Source organism: Anaerotignum lactatifermentans, assembly GCF_016902535.1.
Lineage (GTDB): Bacteria > Bacillota > Clostridia > Lachnospirales > Anaerotignaceae > Anaerotignum > Anaerotignum lactatifermentans_A.
In genome coordinates this window covers 1-16,267 of sequence record NZ_JACSNY010000022.1, presented here as the reverse complement: position 1 = coordinate 16,267, position 16,267 = coordinate 1, and the positions used below count along the sequence as shown (strand labels likewise).

At 37.3% G+C, this 16,267-nt stretch carries 14 protein-coding genes; all 14 read left to right on the top strand.

The window, feature by feature from the left end; all coding sequences use genetic code 11:
• The first annotated feature begins 149 nt into the window (after window positions 1–149).
• Window positions 150–2,693 carry a DEAD/DEAH box helicase gene (locus H9X84_RS11795; RefSeq protein WP_243423763.1) on the top strand — a complete coding sequence of 848 codons (2,544 nt, stop codon included), beginning with the start codon at window positions 150–152 and terminating at the stop codon, window positions 2,691–2,693.
• The gene (locus tag H9X84_RS13340) at window positions 2,690–3,904 is read left to right on the top strand and encodes an SH3 domain-containing protein (protein ID WP_205134536.1); all 1,215 of its coding nucleotides are present in this window, start codon (window positions 2,690–2,692) and stop codon (window positions 3,902–3,904) included. The genes H9X84_RS11795 and H9X84_RS13340 overlap by 4 nt, the downstream gene beginning before the upstream one ends.
• A gap of 5 nt (window positions 3,905–3,909) precedes the next feature.
• Entirely contained in the window at window positions 3,910–5,769 is a 1,860-nt protein-coding gene (locus tag H9X84_RS11785; protein ID WP_205134535.1) for a site-specific DNA-methyltransferase, read from the top strand.
• A 344-nt stretch (window positions 5,770–6,113) separates the two neighbouring features.
• The gene (locus H9X84_RS11780) at window positions 6,114–6,506 is read left to right on the top strand and encodes a helix-turn-helix domain-containing protein (RefSeq protein ID WP_205134534.1); all 393 of its coding nucleotides are present in this window, start codon (window positions 6,114–6,116) and stop codon (window positions 6,504–6,506) included.
• On the top strand, window positions 6,507–7,025 hold the full coding sequence (locus H9X84_RS11775) for an ImmA/IrrE family metallo-endopeptidase (protein WP_205134533.1): 519 nt from the start codon (window positions 6,507–6,509) through the stop codon (window positions 7,023–7,025).
• A gap of 40 nt (window positions 7,026–7,065) precedes the next feature.
• Window positions 7,066–7,245: a hypothetical protein gene (locus tag H9X84_RS11770; RefSeq protein ID WP_205134532.1), complete on the top strand. Its 180-nt coding sequence runs from the start codon at window positions 7,066–7,068 to the stop codon at window positions 7,243–7,245.
• Between the two features lie 7 nt (window positions 7,246–7,252).
• Window positions 7,253–7,906 (top strand): DUF4417 domain-containing protein, encoded by a 654-nt coding sequence (locus H9X84_RS11765; RefSeq protein WP_205134531.1) that lies wholly within the window; start codon window positions 7,253–7,255, stop codon window positions 7,904–7,906.
• Window positions 7,906–8,322: a hypothetical protein gene (locus H9X84_RS11760; RefSeq protein ID WP_205134530.1), complete on the top strand. Its 417-nt coding sequence runs from the start codon at window positions 7,906–7,908 to the stop codon at window positions 8,320–8,322. Before H9X84_RS11765 ends, H9X84_RS11760 begins: the two co-directional genes overlap by 1 nt.
• A gap of 1 nt (window position 8,323) precedes the next feature.
• On the top strand, window positions 8,324–8,755 hold the full coding sequence (locus H9X84_RS11755; RefSeq protein WP_205134529.1) for a hypothetical protein: 432 nt from the start codon (window positions 8,324–8,326) through the stop codon (window positions 8,753–8,755).
• 175 nt (window positions 8,756–8,930) lie between these two features.
• Window positions 8,931–9,182, top strand: coding sequence for a hypothetical protein (locus H9X84_RS11750; RefSeq protein ID WP_205134528.1), 252 nt, complete (start codon window positions 8,931–8,933; stop codon window positions 9,180–9,182).
• Window positions 9,183–9,494: 312 nt separating this feature from the next.
• Window positions 9,495–12,650, top strand: a complete 3,156-nt coding sequence (locus tag H9X84_RS11745; RefSeq protein ID WP_205134527.1) for a type III restriction-modification system endonuclease — start codon at window positions 9,495–9,497, stop codon at window positions 12,648–12,650.
• A 758-nt stretch (window positions 12,651–13,408) separates the two neighbouring features.
• Window positions 13,409–13,816, top strand: a complete 408-nt coding sequence (locus H9X84_RS11740; protein ID WP_205134526.1) for a helix-turn-helix transcriptional regulator — start codon at window positions 13,409–13,411, stop codon at window positions 13,814–13,816.
• Window positions 13,817–14,394: 578 nt separating this feature from the next.
• Window positions 14,395–14,553, top strand: a complete 159-nt coding sequence (locus H9X84_RS11735; protein WP_159432917.1) for an SHOCT domain-containing protein — start codon at window positions 14,395–14,397, stop codon at window positions 14,551–14,553.
• 67 nt (window positions 14,554–14,620) lie between these two features.
• A partial coding sequence (locus H9X84_RS11730; protein ID WP_205134525.1) for a recombinase family protein occupies window positions 14,621–16,267 on the top strand: 1,647 nt, incomplete at its 3' end.

Below are 16,267 nucleotides of genomic sequence, written 5' to 3'. Positions count from 1 at the left end.
AAAATGTGAGATAATAAAAAATAATAAATTTTTCAAAAAGCAAGGTGAGCAAAGTGCAGCAAACATCTTTTCATGTATATTATAACGCCAGACAACTAGAAAATTTATCTGACAACGATAAACTGGTGCCAATTTTTGAGTCATCTGATTTGAGAATATATCCATTTCAGATTGCGGCATCTGCTTTTGTGCTGCGTTCTCCATATTTAAAGGGTGCAATACTTTGTGATGAAGCTGGTTTGGGAAAAAGTCATGAAGCCATGCTGGTGATTGCTCAAAGATGGTTGGAGGGGCAAAACAGAATTTTGCTTTTAATTCCCAATGCGGACCTCATTACACAATGGACAGAATTGATAGATAAATACTATTCCATACCTTATGTGATTTGCAGTAACAAACAAGAATATGAGAGGCTCATGACAGAGGATAACTCAAACACTTTTGATCAGGAAGCTGTGCTTATTTCTACCTACGATTTTGTATCAATACAGGAAGAAATGGCTGCCAAGATACCATGGGATTTGATTGTTTTTGAGGAGGCAAATGTCCTTTCTACTGGATATCAGGAAGAAAATATGCAAGCAAAGGCATTGGATCGAATTGCTGGTCCAGCATTTCGTCTTTTGCTTACAGCAACACCTATTGAAAAGAATATTATGGATTTGTATGGTTTGATCTGGTTTATAGACAAGAGTGTATTGCCTGAACCGGAGCTGTTTTTGCATAGATACCTTAGAAAACCGGAAAATTATCCAGAACTGGCGGAAAGAGTCAGCAAGTTTTGCTTTAGAACACTGCGTTCTCAGGCAAAACAGTTTGCGAAAATACCAGAACGTATTCTGATTACAGACGAATATGAGATTTCAGAGCAGGAGCAGGAACTTTATAATGCACTGGAGAAATATATCAATCAGACGGAGAAAAAAGCATTTCCCGAAATGAACCAGTATGATTTAGCTCTGCGCTTGTTCAGCTTGCAAAGTTCTTCTACATCTGCCATATTGCAGACCATAGAAGGCGTCATCAAACGACTGGAAAGTATGCCGGACGCCAAAGAAGAATTGGCTCAGTGGCAGAATATGAAACAGCTGGCAGAAGCAATAAAACAGGACTCAAAAGAAAAGGAACTTACTTTGGCACTGGAGAAAGGCTTTACTGTTCTGAAAAAATATGGTGCAAACCAAAAAGCTGTCATATTTACAGAAAGCGTTGCAACACTGAAACAGCTTTATAAAAGCCTTTCCAAGCAGTATAACACTTATGCCTATTATGGTGGTACAGACCACACAGAAATAGAGAAATTCAAAGAGAATGGGGAAATATTGATTTCCACAGACAATGGTGCAAAAGGCTTTGATTTTTCGGACGCTTCTTTTGTGGTACACTATGATTTGTTGTATAACACATTAAAAATGGAACAGCGCATCGACCGTTGCCACCGTTTGGGACAGGAAAACGATGTCATTTCCCTTGCGTTTATCAATCAGAAGAATATGGCAGATGTGCGTAAGCTGGAACTGGTGTATAAGCGTATGAAGGTTGCAGATGGTGTGTTTGGTGTAACAGATACAGTGCTGGGTGGATTTACAAACCGATTGGAAGAAGCCTATGACACTTTGCCGTTACGTACAAAAAAACAGATTGAAGCAGATCACCAGACGGTTTTGACAACACTGGAGGACACAAACCGAAAACAGGTAGCAGCGGCAGAGGATATCCTCTTTACCACATTTACAAGAGAGATTGCTTCAAAAGTACATTTGACACCGCAGTATATCAGCGAAAAATCAGCGGAACTCCAAAAAGAACTGTGGGATGTAGTGAAATGGTTCTTTCGGCAGTACAACGAGAAAAATATAGACTGTTATTTTGAGATAGATGAGGAAAAGAAGACAATTACAGCCACCAATTACGAAAAACTGCCCATTCTCTTTTACTACTGGACAGGCAGCCGAAATAAACCATACCGCAGCTTGAAACAGTATGGCATGGGAAAGGATTTCAAACCGAAGCAGGGACAGATTACGCTGTTCAGTCCTCTGGTGCGTGGCATTTTGCATGAAATTGCCTGTGGAGATACCGGAAGTTTGCAGATAGAAGGGGAAGACTGTACCATAGGTTTTTATACCGTCGATATTTATGCTGGAAACAAATTTATTTCTACTGTTCCTGTGTTATGCGGACAACGAAAAGACGGCAGTATTTTGTCAGAAACAGACTGTCAAAAGATATTGCAGAAGCCAATACAAAGCTATACGGAAAATGACAGCAAGGCTCATTGGCTGAAAACCAATGGCAGACCACAACCATTGGATGAATTGGTACCTGTGCAGCAATTATTGGGTGAACAGGCAGAAAAACTCACTCCGGCACAGCGGGAAGAGTTAGGCAGAATGAAGCTGGCTATTGCGGGACAGAAAAACACACTGCAAAAAGAATTGCAATCATTGGAAGCGGAAGAAAAAACGGCACAGCAGCAGCTTTCCCAGACAACAGGCGACCGCCTGAAACGAATACAGCTGGAAAAGCAAGTGTCAAAAATACATAAGGAATGGATGAAGCGACAGGAAAACCTGTTCTTTGCACAAATGCAGCTGGATATGGAACTGGAAGAGAAAATGAAGCAGTTTGGAGAACAGGAGAAACTGACGGCAAAGGTGCAGAGGGAGTTTATTGTGGAGGTAACACAGTGAAATATATTGATTCAATTATGCGATTGGAAAGAATCATGGAAAAAATGAATACAATACCAAGAATGTGTGAGGATATCCATAGATTGCATATGGAAAACCCCGTTTTACAAGCAAAAGATTATATGCGGTCTTTGGGAATTGAGCAGACAAAAGATTATATGTCATCTTTGGGAATGGCACAGACAAAAGATTACATACCATCTTTGGGAATAGAACAGACAAAAGATTATATGCTATCTTCTTGTATAGTACAAGAAAGAGAAAATCTTATGCATGATGTCTTTGATTTATTTAGAAAACAAAATGATATATGTAAAAATATTCTTGGAAATACTGCTTTAGGATTAGCTGATACGATGCAAGCGGAACAAACTCATATTTCGTTGTATTCTGCTTTAGAAGCAATGAAAAAACATGAGGGCATTTCTCAAATGTTAATAGAAGGTGCAAATTTAGGCTTAACACTTCAAGCTGCTAAGCGGCAATTTAGTGCTTTGGAAGATTTTACAAGAAGTAATTATGGCTTAAATACAGAATTAGCCATGCAAAACGACAGATTTATTCATTCTGTAAGAGCTTTTGCTGATGGATTAACAGCATTTACCAATAGCGCGCCTTATCAAAGCGTAACAAAAGTACTGGATCAATATCAATATTCAATGGATCAGATGTTTACATCGATTCAGAACTTGTCTATGGACAAATTTGAGTCACTGCATCAGATGGGAATGGATTTGGAGATTGGTGATGTTTCTATTTCTGAAAATGGTGATTTAACTTATCAAGGGATGACTTTTGAAAAAGAAGTTGTGCCACAGGAATTAGAACGGCAAGTTCAGGAATTAGAACAGGAACCAATATCATTAAAACAAAAGGCAGAAAAAATCGGAGAAAAATTTTGGCTTTTGTTTTTCATAGTTTCTGTTGCTTTTACCATTCCTGATCTTGCAGAGAAAATTTCTTGGTATGCTAATGTGGCACAATCAATATATGAAGCAGTTATGGATATACCCCAAATGTGTTATACCATCAAAGAAAAATCCTATTTAAGAGCTGAGGCAAATGCAAAATCAAAGATTTTAGCAACTTTAGTATATGATACAGAACTTGAAATATTGGAAGATATACCTCGATGGTATAAAGTGAAATATATAGATGAAACAGGTGTAGAAACAGAGGGCTGGATTTCCAAAATAAGTATTGAGAGGTAAAGAATATGAGCGAAAATATTTTAGACGGACTGTCAATGAACATAGAACAAGCCAACATGGACAAGCTAAAATCTGTCTTTCCGGAATGTTTTGCGGAAGGCAAGCTGGACATAGACAAACTGCTTTCCTTATGCGGAGAATACATAGACAATGATTTTGAAAAATATAAGTTTGAGTGGAAAGGCAAAGCGGAGTGTTTACGCCTGGCACAGAAACGCTCCACAGGTACATTACGCCCTTGTCTGGAAGAAAGCGTAAACTGGGATGATACAAAAAATCTTTATATTGAAGGGGATAATCTGGAGGTATTGAAGCTGCTCCAAACAGCCTACTACCGCAAAGTAAAGATGATTTACATCGATCCGCCGTACAATACAGGAAATGACTTTGTATATGAAGATGACTTTGCCGATCCTTTGGCACGATACAAAGAAGTGACACAGCAGACCACCAAAAGCAACCCGGAAACCATGGGGCGTTACCACACCAACTGGCTGAATATGATGTATCCTCGTTTGAGATTGGCTGCCAATTTGCTGAGAGATGATGGTGTGATATTCATTTCTGTAGATGAGAATGAGGTAATAAACTTACGAAAATTGTGCGATGAAGTATTTGGAGAGGAAAATTTTGTCATTCAAATTGTATGGAAAAAGAGAAGTACACCACCTAATGATAAAATTATCGGCTCCGCTCACGAATATATAGTTTTATATGCAAAGAGGATAGATTCCGTTGTATTGAATTTACGAGAACGGACACCAGAACAACTTGCAAGATATCAAAATCCTGACAATCATCCTAAAGGACCTTGGACTTCGGGTGATTTGGGTGCAAATGTGAAGGGCGGTAGGTATGTTGAATCTTTGTATTTTTCCATTCAGAATCCAAATACAGGGGAGGAACATTATCCTCCTCAAAATGGAAATTGGCGATTTAATCAAGAAACTATTAAGCGGTTGTTAGAGAATAATGAAATATATTTTGGTGAGGATGGGAAAGGTCGTCCAAAGCTTAAAAGATTTTTGTGTGATGTAAAAAATGGGATCACATATACATCTTTGTGGGATTTTGTACCTCTTAATACACAGGGTTCTAAAGAAATGACAGAAATACTTGGGAATATTTCTATTTTTGACAATCCTAAACCGGTAAATCTGATTAAAGAACTTGTGAAACTAGGCAGTGATAAAGAATCAATTGTTTTTGACTTCTTCTCCGGTTCTGCCACCACAGCCCATGCGGTCATGCAGTTAAACGCAGAGGATGGCGGCAACCGTCAGTTTATTATGGTACAGCTTCCGGAAGTTTGCGACGAAAAAAGCGAAGCTTATAAAGCAGGTTATAAAAACATCTGTGAAATCGGGAAAGAGCGTATCCGCAGAGCCGGCAAAAAGATATTAGAAGAAAATAATCAAATGACATTGGAGGACAAGGAACAGCTGGATATTGGCTTTAAGGTATTCAAGCTGGATTCCTCTAACCTGAAAACATGGGATAACACACCTGTTACGGCGGAGCAGCTGGATTTACTCTATGAACGCATGAACAATATAATCCATCGTGTAAAATCGGACCGTTCCGATTTGGATATGGTTTGCGAAATTATGCTGAAGCTGGGTGTCCCTCTGACCTATTCCATTACAGCTGTAGAAATCAATGGCAAAACAGCCTATTCCATTGGCGAAGACTCGTTGCTTTTGATCTGCCTTGCGCTGGATGTGCAGCCGGAAGATGTGGAACAGATGGCGGAATATGCCCCTGCAAAGCTGATTATTTCAAGAGAAAGCTTTGTGGATGATACTGCAATGGCAAACGCACATTATATTTTGAAGGATCATGGCGTTGAGTTGAAGCTGGTGTAATATTTTACCATGAATATTACACCGAACGATATGATGATTGCGTTTTGCACCTCAGAGAAAGAAACAAATAAAGAGTGAAAAATACAGATATTTCAGATATTTATAAACACTTGCCCGAAAATAACTGAGAGGTATATGGTGTATTGGTAAAATGATTATCTTGCATCAGGCAGAATCAATCACAAAATCCGAAAACGATAATGGGTGTTCCAAAAGCCATGAAACGGCTGAAGGAGCACCTTTCATTTTTACAACCAAAAAAAGTTATAAAAATTAACCTTATATAGGTTTACTTATATAATTAAATATGGTATACTAAAAAAAAGAAGAAAGGAGACAGAAAAATGTTAACGGAATTTGGAAAAGCAATCCGAAAAATACGTCTGGACAAAGGCGAAATATTAAAAGATATGGCGAAGCGGCTCGGTGTTTCCTCAGCATTTTTGTCAGCCGTGGAAAACGGAAGAAAAAACGTGCCGGAAAAATGGATTGACCAGATTATCGAATTTTACCAACTGGATGAGGAAGGACAAAAAAAACTAAAGCAGGCATATTTTGAGACGAAGGACAGCGCTGCGATTTTCGGATTGGAGAACATGGCAAAATCAAGCGGTACAAAAAGGAAAGCCGCGCTTGTGTTTACCAGAACTTTTGAAAATATGTCGGACGAAACGGCGGAACAAATCCTGAAAGTATTGCAGAATAATGCGGTAGGAGAAGAGAAGAAAGGAGAATAAATGGTACCATATATTTCGCAGCCGTTATCGCGGCATAATTTAAGAAACTATGCTTTTCAGTTAAGAAAACTGCTGCATATGGAAAATCAGCTTTATTTTCCGGTAATGGAGTTTTTGGAAGTATTGCCTGACATTTTCCCTCAACTGTCATGGGAAATAGTGGAAGATACAGAATTTTCCCAATATGTTCATGGAGAAACAGACATTTTAAATCATTATATTAAAATCAGACAAAGTGTTTATGACGGTGCCTGTGAAGGGAATGGTCGTGATCGAATGACGGTGATGCATGAAATTGCCCACTATTTGCTGCTATGTGTGAATGGAGTAAAGCTGCAAAGAAATTTTGACAAGCAAGTGGTAAAAGCATATTGCGACCCGGAATGGCAGGCAAAATGTCTTGCCGGAGAAATTATGATTCCGGCACACTTGGTAGCAGGAATGGATTTATTTGATGTAATTGAAAAGTGTGGTGTATCATGGGATGCGGCAGCTTATCAGATGCGCCATATATCATAATCCTATGGTGATCATACAAGATCATGTTTTGAAAGGAGGGATGTTACTTGAGGGTAGAAAACGAAAAAAAGAGAAAAGTATGCTTCAAACTGTTGGCGCAGTAAGAAACATACTTTCGGATAAAGCCACGCATATAATGCGTCCTGACAAACTCATTGTAGCATGGCTTTATCCGATTTTCAAGAAAATAGATAAATTTTTTATAAAGGAGGAAAAGTAATTTTACAATGAGTGATACAAAAATTATATATGACGTTTTTAAGGCATGGCTGGTAGAAGGTGCGCAATTTGATGGGGAGTATGAATTTCCGATCATTGGCGACAACGGCAAAATTCCCGAAAGAGTCATCCCATTTGATAAAGCAGTCGGGAATAAAGACTATGACCAGTGGGTGCATTTCTATATCCATGACAGGGAATTTGAGAGGATTTGGAATCATCCCAACAAATATCTTGAGATATTCAAGCGATATGAAGGGGTTATTACGCCTGATTTCAGCCTTTACCGCGATATGCCTCTTTCCATGCAGATTTGGAATACATACCGCAACAGAGCAGTTGGTTACTGGCTGAAGAAAAACGGCGTTCCGATTATCCCCAATTTCTCATGGGGTGATGAAAGAACATACGAGTTCTGTTTTGACGGCATAGAAAAGCACAGCATCGTTGCGGTTGGTACTCATGGCACAGCAAAAAGAAAGCTTGACAGATATTATTTGGAACAAGCGGTGGACAAGCTGCTGGAAAGGATTGAGCCAAGACATATCGTTATTTACGGAGCAGTCTATGATAAACTGGCGGATATGATTTCCGGCGCGAAAGTGCCCTATTCTCAATTTGGTTGTAACACCTTTGCATATAAAAAGAAGGTGACAGCCTAATGGGAAAAGGCGGAGGCGGTCATTTCAGCGGAACAAGGGGAAGCAGAAGTATCGGGTCAGTTATGAAAAATGGCAAACTGTCCATTTCCAAATTAAAGGAAAACCCAAAAGTTTTTTCCGGAAAATCAGCAAGCGATATTGCAAACGATCTTAAATCAGAGGGATATGATGTGTCGGTACGGAACTCTACACGTTCACGTTCAGGAGCACAAATTATTCAAGTGAATAATTCAGGGAATGGAAAAAACATTTCTCAAGTACAAGTATCTCCAGGAGGAGGTCGGCATGGTTCTGATCCGTATGTAAAGATAAGTACAACAGATAAAGGAATTGTGAAAGTAGTTGAAGGCTCTAAAAATACGTATAAAACGGATGGCAAGGAAAAAGCTACAATCATTTTTGCGGAGGAGGAATAAAATGATAGATTACTATGCTCCAATTATACCATATGTTGGAATGGCGGGGATTCTTCTTTATAGTAAAGAAGAGGAAGTTAATAAAATAGTTTCCTTGGATAATGCGGAAAAAAAGATATTGAATGATAAATGGATTCGATATGATATAGACAATGCGGTTGAATTATTTTTTCATAAGATAAATGGTAAACTTTTTCGTATAACCACATTGGGAGATTATAAAGGAAAACTATTTGAAAAAATTAAGGTGGGAATGACGGTAGAAGACTTGATAGAATACGATTCATCATTCTACTATGATGAATTTGAGGAAGTGTATGAGTCGGATAAAGGGATATTTATTGAAACAGACCCTCAGACAAATACTGTGAAATGGATTTCGGTGTATATTAAGGAGTTGGATGATATAAATTTTGATGATGGACAGTGGTGATATAAATTTTTTAGAAATGGTATTTTAAACAGAACAAGAAAAATAGGAAACCATCCTTGAACTACCCCCATTTGTTAGACAGTATGATATACTAAATAACAAGTGGGGAATTTTTTATGCCAAGAAGGATACCAAATAAAAAGATATATCTGAGCTTAAAAATAAGTTTATTGAGATGAATCATAATTTTGAAGAATTTAAAAATTGGATAACAAGTGGAAATGAAATAGAATTCAGTTATCAAGGAAAGAGATATTCTGTAACATATGGCGGGAAAGAAAATGGAGAAGAATATATATCTTTTTGTGAGTTTTATAAACCTGATATGGAATTCGTAGACTATAATGACTTTATGAAAAATGCAAAGATTGGAGGAGTATCATTATCTAAAATATGGAGGAATGTAGAAGATATAAATATTTTCTAAACTCAAAAAAACATTGAGTCAAAGTATATCGTTATTTATGGGGCAGTTTATGATAAGCTGGCAGATATGATTTCCATCACAAATGTGCCCTATTCCCATTTTGACTGGAACACCTTTGCATATAAAAAGAAGGTGATAGCCTGATGGGAAAGGGTGGAGGAGTCTATTTCGGTGAGATAAGGTGAAACTGAAACTTGATTCCTACAGAAAATATTGTTGCGATAAAGCGTAAGAACATAGTAAAATAATATGTAATAGAGACTGGCAGCTTGTTAGAGAACTATACTTAAGACTAGCTTAAAGGGTGAAAAAATGAAACTAAAGTTTAAAAACCAAGACTTCCAAACCAAAGCCGTGAGTGCCGTGGTAGACTTATTTACTGGACAGGAAAATACGCATAGTACCTTTTCTGTTACCAATGATTTACAGGTATCTTTGAACGACTTTGGTGTTGGGAATATTTTGAGAATTGATCGAAATACATTGGCAGAGAACATGCACACAGTGCAGAAACGCAATCTTCTGCCTCTTACAGAACTGGAGGATGGTGTGCCCCAGTTCTGCATTGAAATGGAAACAGGTACAGGCAAAACATACGTCTATACCAAAACCATATTTGAATTACATAGAAAATACGGCTTTACAAAGTTTATTATTGTAGTGCCTTCTGTGGCAATCCGAGAAGGGGTTTACAAATCCTTTGAAATCACAAGAGAGCATTTTGCCTTGCAGTATGACAGTGTGCCAAATAGATTCTTTATCTATAATTCAGCTAAACTGTCAGATGTACGCCAATTTGCCACAAGCGCTGATATTGAAATTATGATCATCAATATTGACGCATTTAAAAAGATGGAAAATATCATCAATCAGCCACAGGATAAGCTTAACGGTGAAACGGCAATGCGATATATTCAGGACACCAACCCCATTGTTATTATTGATGAGCCCCAAAGCGTGGATAATACACCAAAGGCAAAAGAAGCCATTGCCTCATTGAACCCTCTTTGTGTGTTCCGTTATTCTGCAACTCACAGGGAAAAAATCAATCTGTTGTACCGCCTGACACCAGTAGACGCCTATCAAATGGGACTGGTAAAACAGATTTCTGTATCCTCTAATCAAGTTGCAGGCGGCTTCAATCAGGCGTATGTAAAATTATTGTCTGTGTCCAACGACAATGGTTTTAAGGCAAAGGTAGAAATTGACGTAAAAGGGAAAAATGGCACCGTTCAACGAAAAGCGGTCACAGTCAAGCCAAATGATGATTTGTTTTTGCTGTCTGGCGAAAGAGATTTATATGAAGGCTATACGGTTGCTGGTATAGACTGTACACCGGAAATGGAGCATATCGAATTTGATAATACGATGGAAGTATCACTGGGAAAAGCAATTGGTGATATTGATGAGAATGTCATTAAAATGGCACAAATCAGAAGAACAATTGAAGCGCACTTGGACAAAGAATTGCGTTATACAGAAAAAGGCATTAAGGTATTGTCATTATTTTTTATAGACAAAGTAGATAAATATCGTCATGAAGATGGAACACCAGGGATTTATGCTGAAATGTTTGAAACCTGTTATAAGGAACTGATTGCAAAGCCAAAGTATGAGCCAATACGCAATCGATTTTCTTCTGATGTTTCCAAAATACATAACGGTTATTTTTCACAGGATAAGAAAGGCAAGCTGAAAGACACAAAGGGAAATACGCAGGCAGATGATGATACCTATAACACAATCATGAGGGATAAAGAGTGGCTGTTAAGTTTTGACTGTCCACTGCGTTTTATATTCTCACATTCTGCACTGAAGGAAGGCTGGGACAATCCAAATGTATTTCAGGTCTGCACATTGATAGAGCAAAAATCTACTTTTACTTGCAGACAAAAGGTAGGGCGCGGACTTCGTCTTTGTGTCAACCAGGATGGGGAACGTATTGAGGACAAAAACATCAATATCCTTCATGTGATGGCAAACGAAAGTTTTGCAGAATTTGCTGCTACACTGCAAAAAGAAATTGAAGATGAAACTGGTGTAAAATTTGGTGTATTGCAGTTGGATATGTTTGCAGGTATCACATTTGAGAAAAAAGTTACATATGAACACACCATTACCAGTGAGGAAGCTCATGAGTTAATAAAAACATGGATATCAGATGGTTCTATTAAGCAGTGGATGAACGAGCCTAAAATGGCAGCTGCAGAAGAAAAAGTCACGGCTGCTCTGGAATCAGGCGAACTGTCTGTACCGCCAAATCCTGTAACAGAAGTTATGCGCCAAATGAAAAACGGTGCCACAGCAGAACAGGCAGCAGAGGCGATTGTTGGTATCACAAGTACTGTTACAACCGTAGAGAAACATACAGTTACCCATGAAGAAGCGGCGGAGCTTATGGAACATTTTGAGAAAAAAGGCTATATTACAAGCACAGGTAAAGTAAAAGATACCATGAAGAACGCATTGAAAAATGGTACTCTTGATTTGCCAAAGAAATATGAAGCTGCCAGAGATCGTTTTACAAAAATCATTCTGGAAGCAGACAGAAAGCCGCCGATCCGTGATGCTTCTCGTGATGTTGTGGTCAAGCTCAATAAACAGGTTATACTTTCACCAGAGTTTATGGAGTTATGGAATAAAATCAAGCAGAAAACAGCATACCGTGTGCAGATAGATACACCGATACTGATAGAAAATTGTGTGAAAGCAATTCAAAGTATGCCAAAAATCAATAAGGCAAGACTGATTTCTCAAACAGCAGACATCAATATTGAAAAATCTGGTGTTTCCCATACAGAAAGGGAAATGCGTTCTTTGGATATTGGATATGCTTATGATGCACTTCCGGATATTATCACACAGATTAGTGACGAAACACTTTTGACACCAAAAACAGTTAATGAAATATTAGTTCGCAGTGGTCATTTAGAGGATTTTCTTAATAATCCGGAAGCCTTTCTGGAGCAGGTGACGGAAATAATTAACTTTTACCGTCATCAGTTAGCCATTGATGGTATTCGTTATATCAAATTGGATGGCGAGGAATACTATGTGCAGGAAATATTTGATTCAGCAGAGTTTATTGCAAATTTGGATAAAAATGCTGTCAAGGTAGAGCATAGTGTATATGATTATGTGGTATATGACAGCAGTTTGGTGGAAAAACCGTTTGCTTTGGCTCTGGATCATGATCCTGATGTGAAAATGTTCTTCAAAATTCCAAGTCGTTTTCAGGTGAATACACCAATCGGAACTTATAACCCGGACTGGGCAGTATACTTGAATAAGAATGGAGAAGAAAAGCTTTACTTTATTTTGGAAACAAAGGGAAGCACCAGCCTTATGGATTTACGAAGTAAAGAGCAGCTGAAAATCCATTGCGGTAAGAAGCATTTTGAAGCTTTAAGCAATGGCATTACAATGGAAGTGGCAACTGATTGGAGAAAAGTCAAAATGCAGATGTAAAAGAATATGTGATTTTATAGGTACGGAAATTCTATTTTCTGTACCTATTTTTTTATAATATTATTCTCAGTAAAATGTATGGAGTATATCCTTTAGCTGTTGAAAGCCAGACATTGTCTTATAGTTAAATTTGTTTGTCCAATGCTGTTGCCATCTCTAAATACTAATAGAAACAAAGATAAACTAATGATTTTTTAAAATATGTAACTGTAATAGATGAATATAAAAATATTTTTATTACTATGGATGAAAATAAAATAGCAAAATATGGCGTTTGCTTGAATGAAATAGATAATAAAAATTGATTTGTGACCACATTAAAATGTGGTCTTTTTTTATGCACTAAAGGCATATAATAGCGTTTTTTGTTGAAAAAAACATCCATCTATTCGAGACGTTTTTACATTTTTTTTAGATAAAGTTCTGTATGATTTATCTGTAAAAAGTTGAAAAAGGTCGTGATAGCTATTAGGATGCGATAAATTATGGAAGAACACACAAAAATGCAGGAGAATATTGTGAAAACATAAAGAATATCATCAGTCACTGTCTATTTTATGAAAATGAAAAAACAGTGATTTTTGTGCAAAAAAATCCATTCAACATCAAATATATAACATTTTCAATAGAACAGCTATGCCAAAAAGCAAATCTCAGTTTGAGGTTTGCTTTTTTTGTTGTGTAGACAGGTGCCGATCACCGCCAGTCTCTGATTTAAATTTGCCGCTAAAAAACAAATTTGAATCGGAGGAATATTTATGACTGAATCTGAACGAAAATACTTTATTCGACTGGGGAACCAATTGGTTGAAGTAAGCCGCGAAGTATATACGGCGTATTATCAAATGGACAGGCAAGAGCGTTATCAAATAGAAAGAGATTATAAACATGGATTGTTATATTATGACAGCTGGGATACAGAAGAACGTAATGGTAAGGACTATATAAAAGACATTACCCAAGATACGGAAGAATCTGCAATAAGGAGTATTATAAATCTATATATTGCAAAATACATAGCTGAGAATGATACAAGAAGAATATTACAATATTTATTGTTAGGCAAGACAGAACGAGAAATAGCGATGTTGTTAGGCGTATCAAAATCATCTGTGAACAGAGCAAAAATGAAGATGATAAAGGCTTTAAAAGAGTATTTTGGATAAATTTTAAAAAAATAAAAAAATTTTCAAAAAAAGCGGGGCAAACCCCCTCACTTTTCGGCTTATAAGTGAGGGGGTTTTTTATTTGCCTCTGTGTTCTTTGAAAACCGAATACCCAGCAATATAAATACGTTACTCTGTTTCGCCCGAAAGGGACAAGCAGTACCATGCAGTGCGCCATGACGATTCGTTACAACAGAACGTGAAATAAACATATTTTTGAGAGAGGTTCGTTGGTCTGTAATACATAATCCGAGCGATTCTGCTGCATGGGATTGATCTTTTGGCAGGATCAAATGCCATGACCGGAACAGAGTCCATAATGATACTTCTGCCGAGTCCCAGACATCGCAAGGACGGCAGCCTGCATGACGGGGGAGGTGAAAAGCCTATGTGTGCAGCCAAGCACAGTTTATATTGCTGCCCAATGCCGGGGAAGTAGTGTCAAATACGGCAAATTAAATCAGAGTATTACACTAAGCCGTATGAGGATCATGCGGCTTAGTTTTGTTATTTTTCATTTTTATTTTGTCATTTCAAAGTAGAAATAAAAAATAGCAAAACGGAAAGGAGGATTTTGTATGACAGAAGAACAAACTCGGAATGAACTATTCTATCAGATGTCAAAAGAACTGTTGAATCAAATGCTTCAAAGGAACTTCATTACATATGAACAGTATGAAAAAATTGACGCGTTGAATATTGAAAAGTATCAGCCCTTTTTTTCAAAAGTAAGTTAAAAAAGGAATAGATGTGTATGAGCTTTCATGGTATTGTCTGTTCTGAAAAAAGGAAAGGAGGAAGACTATGAATCAGCAAGTAAAAGTAATTCAGCCAGTTACAAAAGAAAGTGCCAGTAAAATAGGAATCAGAGTTTGTGCGTATTGTCGTGTCAGTACTGATAAGGCAGAACAAATGGGATCATATGTAGCACAGAAAGATTATTTTGAATCAAAAATAAAGCAGACGCATGGCTGGATTTTCGTAGGAATATACGCAGACTATGCCAAAAGCGGCACAACATTTGAAGGAAGAGCAGGCTTTCAGAGAATGCTTCAGGATTGTGAAAATGGACAAATTGACCTGATTATGGCAAAGAGCATAACCAGATTTGGTCGTAATGCAATGGAAAGTGTAAGTGCAGTCAGAAAGCTAAAGGCACTTAATGTTGGAGTCTATTTTGAAGAAGGCGGCATCAATACACTTACGGATCAAAGTGAACTGCTTCTGACTATTTTCTCTGTAGTCGCACAGGCGGAATCGGAAAGTATATCAACAAACGAAAGATGGTCTATACAGAAGAAATTTTTGGAAGGCAGCTATAATACTGGAAATGTGGCTTATGGATATTGCAAAAATGAGCAAAACAAGATCGTAATTGATACCACTGGAGAAATTGTAAAGTTTATCTATGACGAGTATTTAAGCGGAAACGGAGCTTGGAGCATTGCGAAAAAACTGACACAAATGCGAGTGCCAACCAGTACAGGCGGTACAAGATGGAGTGCTCATACAGTAAGAGATATGCTGAAGAATATAATTTATAGTGGAGATATGCTGCACCAAAAATACTATACCACAGAGTTTCCGTTCAAACAAAAAGCAAATCATGGGGAACGAGCTATGTATCTGATAGAAGATAATCATGAGCCAATTGTGTCAAAAGAAGAGTTTGAGAATGTACAAAACCTGTTTGCATATCGAGAACGAAAAAATGTGGATAACAGTAAAAGGTATGATTTTACTGGAAAAGTCGTTTGTGGAAGCTGTGGATCGAATTTTAGAAGGCATACGGATACAAAAAAGAATGGTATTAAAAAATATCAGTGGTGCTGCAAAGAGCATATTGAATCAAAAGAATACTGTTCAATGAAGGCAGTAGATGAAGATTCTATTAAAGCTGGATTTGTTACTATGTGGAATAAACTGCAGAATTCATATAAAGAATTGCTGTATCCCATTGTGGAAACATTGGAACGAACAAAGATAAGTTGTGAAACAAAAGGAAAGATAGAGAATTTGGAAAATCAAATAGTGGAATTATCAAATCAGAGTCGATTATTGAACCAGGCAATGGCAAAACAATGTATCGACTCTGCTTTTTATATGGAGCAAAGTGCTTGTATAAAAATAAAAATAGATGATTTGAAAGCACAAATAAAAAATCATGAAAATCCTGAGAAAATACAAACAGAGATCAAAAAAACAAAGCAATTGATTGAATTGATAAAATCAGGACCAAATTTCTTAGAAGAGTATAGTTCGGAAGTATTTCTTAGCATAGTAGAAAAAATTGTAGTGGAGCCAAACAATAAATTGGTGTTTATATTAAAAAATGGTTTGATGTGGACTATAGTCAATAAAAAAGACACGATTTTTGAATATATTTTCTGGGAACGGCTAGATTCCTTGCCGATCCCAGAATGTTGCTTCCATTTCATCTGGTGTCAGATA

Coding starts and splice junctions, on each gene's coding strand:
- H9X84_RS11785 (WP_205134535.1), top strand. CDS start 3,910: ATGAGCGAAAATATTTTAGACGGACTGTCAATGAACATAGAACAAGCC.
- H9X84_RS11780 (WP_205134534.1), top strand. CDS start 6,114: ATGTTAACGGAATTTGGAAAAGCAATCCGAAAAATACGTCTGGACAAA.
- H9X84_RS11775 (WP_205134533.1), top strand. CDS start 6,507: ATGGTACCATATATTTCGCAGCCGTTATCGCGGCATAATTTAAGAAAC.
- H9X84_RS11770 (WP_205134532.1), top strand. CDS start 7,066: ATGTTACTTGAGGGTAGAAAACGAAAAAAAGAGAAAAGTATGCTTCAA.
- H9X84_RS11765 (WP_205134531.1), top strand. CDS start 7,253: ATGAGTGATACAAAAATTATATATGACGTTTTTAAGGCATGGCTGGTA.
- H9X84_RS11760 (WP_205134530.1), top strand. CDS start 7,906: ATGGGAAAAGGCGGAGGCGGTCATTTCAGCGGAACAAGGGGAAGCAGA.
- H9X84_RS11755 (WP_205134529.1), top strand. CDS start 8,324: ATGATAGATTACTATGCTCCAATTATACCATATGTTGGAATGGCGGGG.
- H9X84_RS11750 (WP_205134528.1), top strand. CDS start 8,931: ATGAATCATAATTTTGAAGAATTTAAAAATTGGATAACAAGTGGAAAT.
- H9X84_RS11745 (WP_205134527.1), top strand. CDS start 9,495: ATGAAACTAAAGTTTAAAAACCAAGACTTCCAAACCAAAGCCGTGAGT.
- H9X84_RS11740 (WP_205134526.1), top strand. CDS start 13,409: ATGACTGAATCTGAACGAAAATACTTTATTCGACTGGGGAACCAATTG.
- H9X84_RS11735 (WP_159432917.1), top strand. CDS start 14,395: ATGACAGAAGAACAAACTCGGAATGAACTATTCTATCAGATGTCAAAA.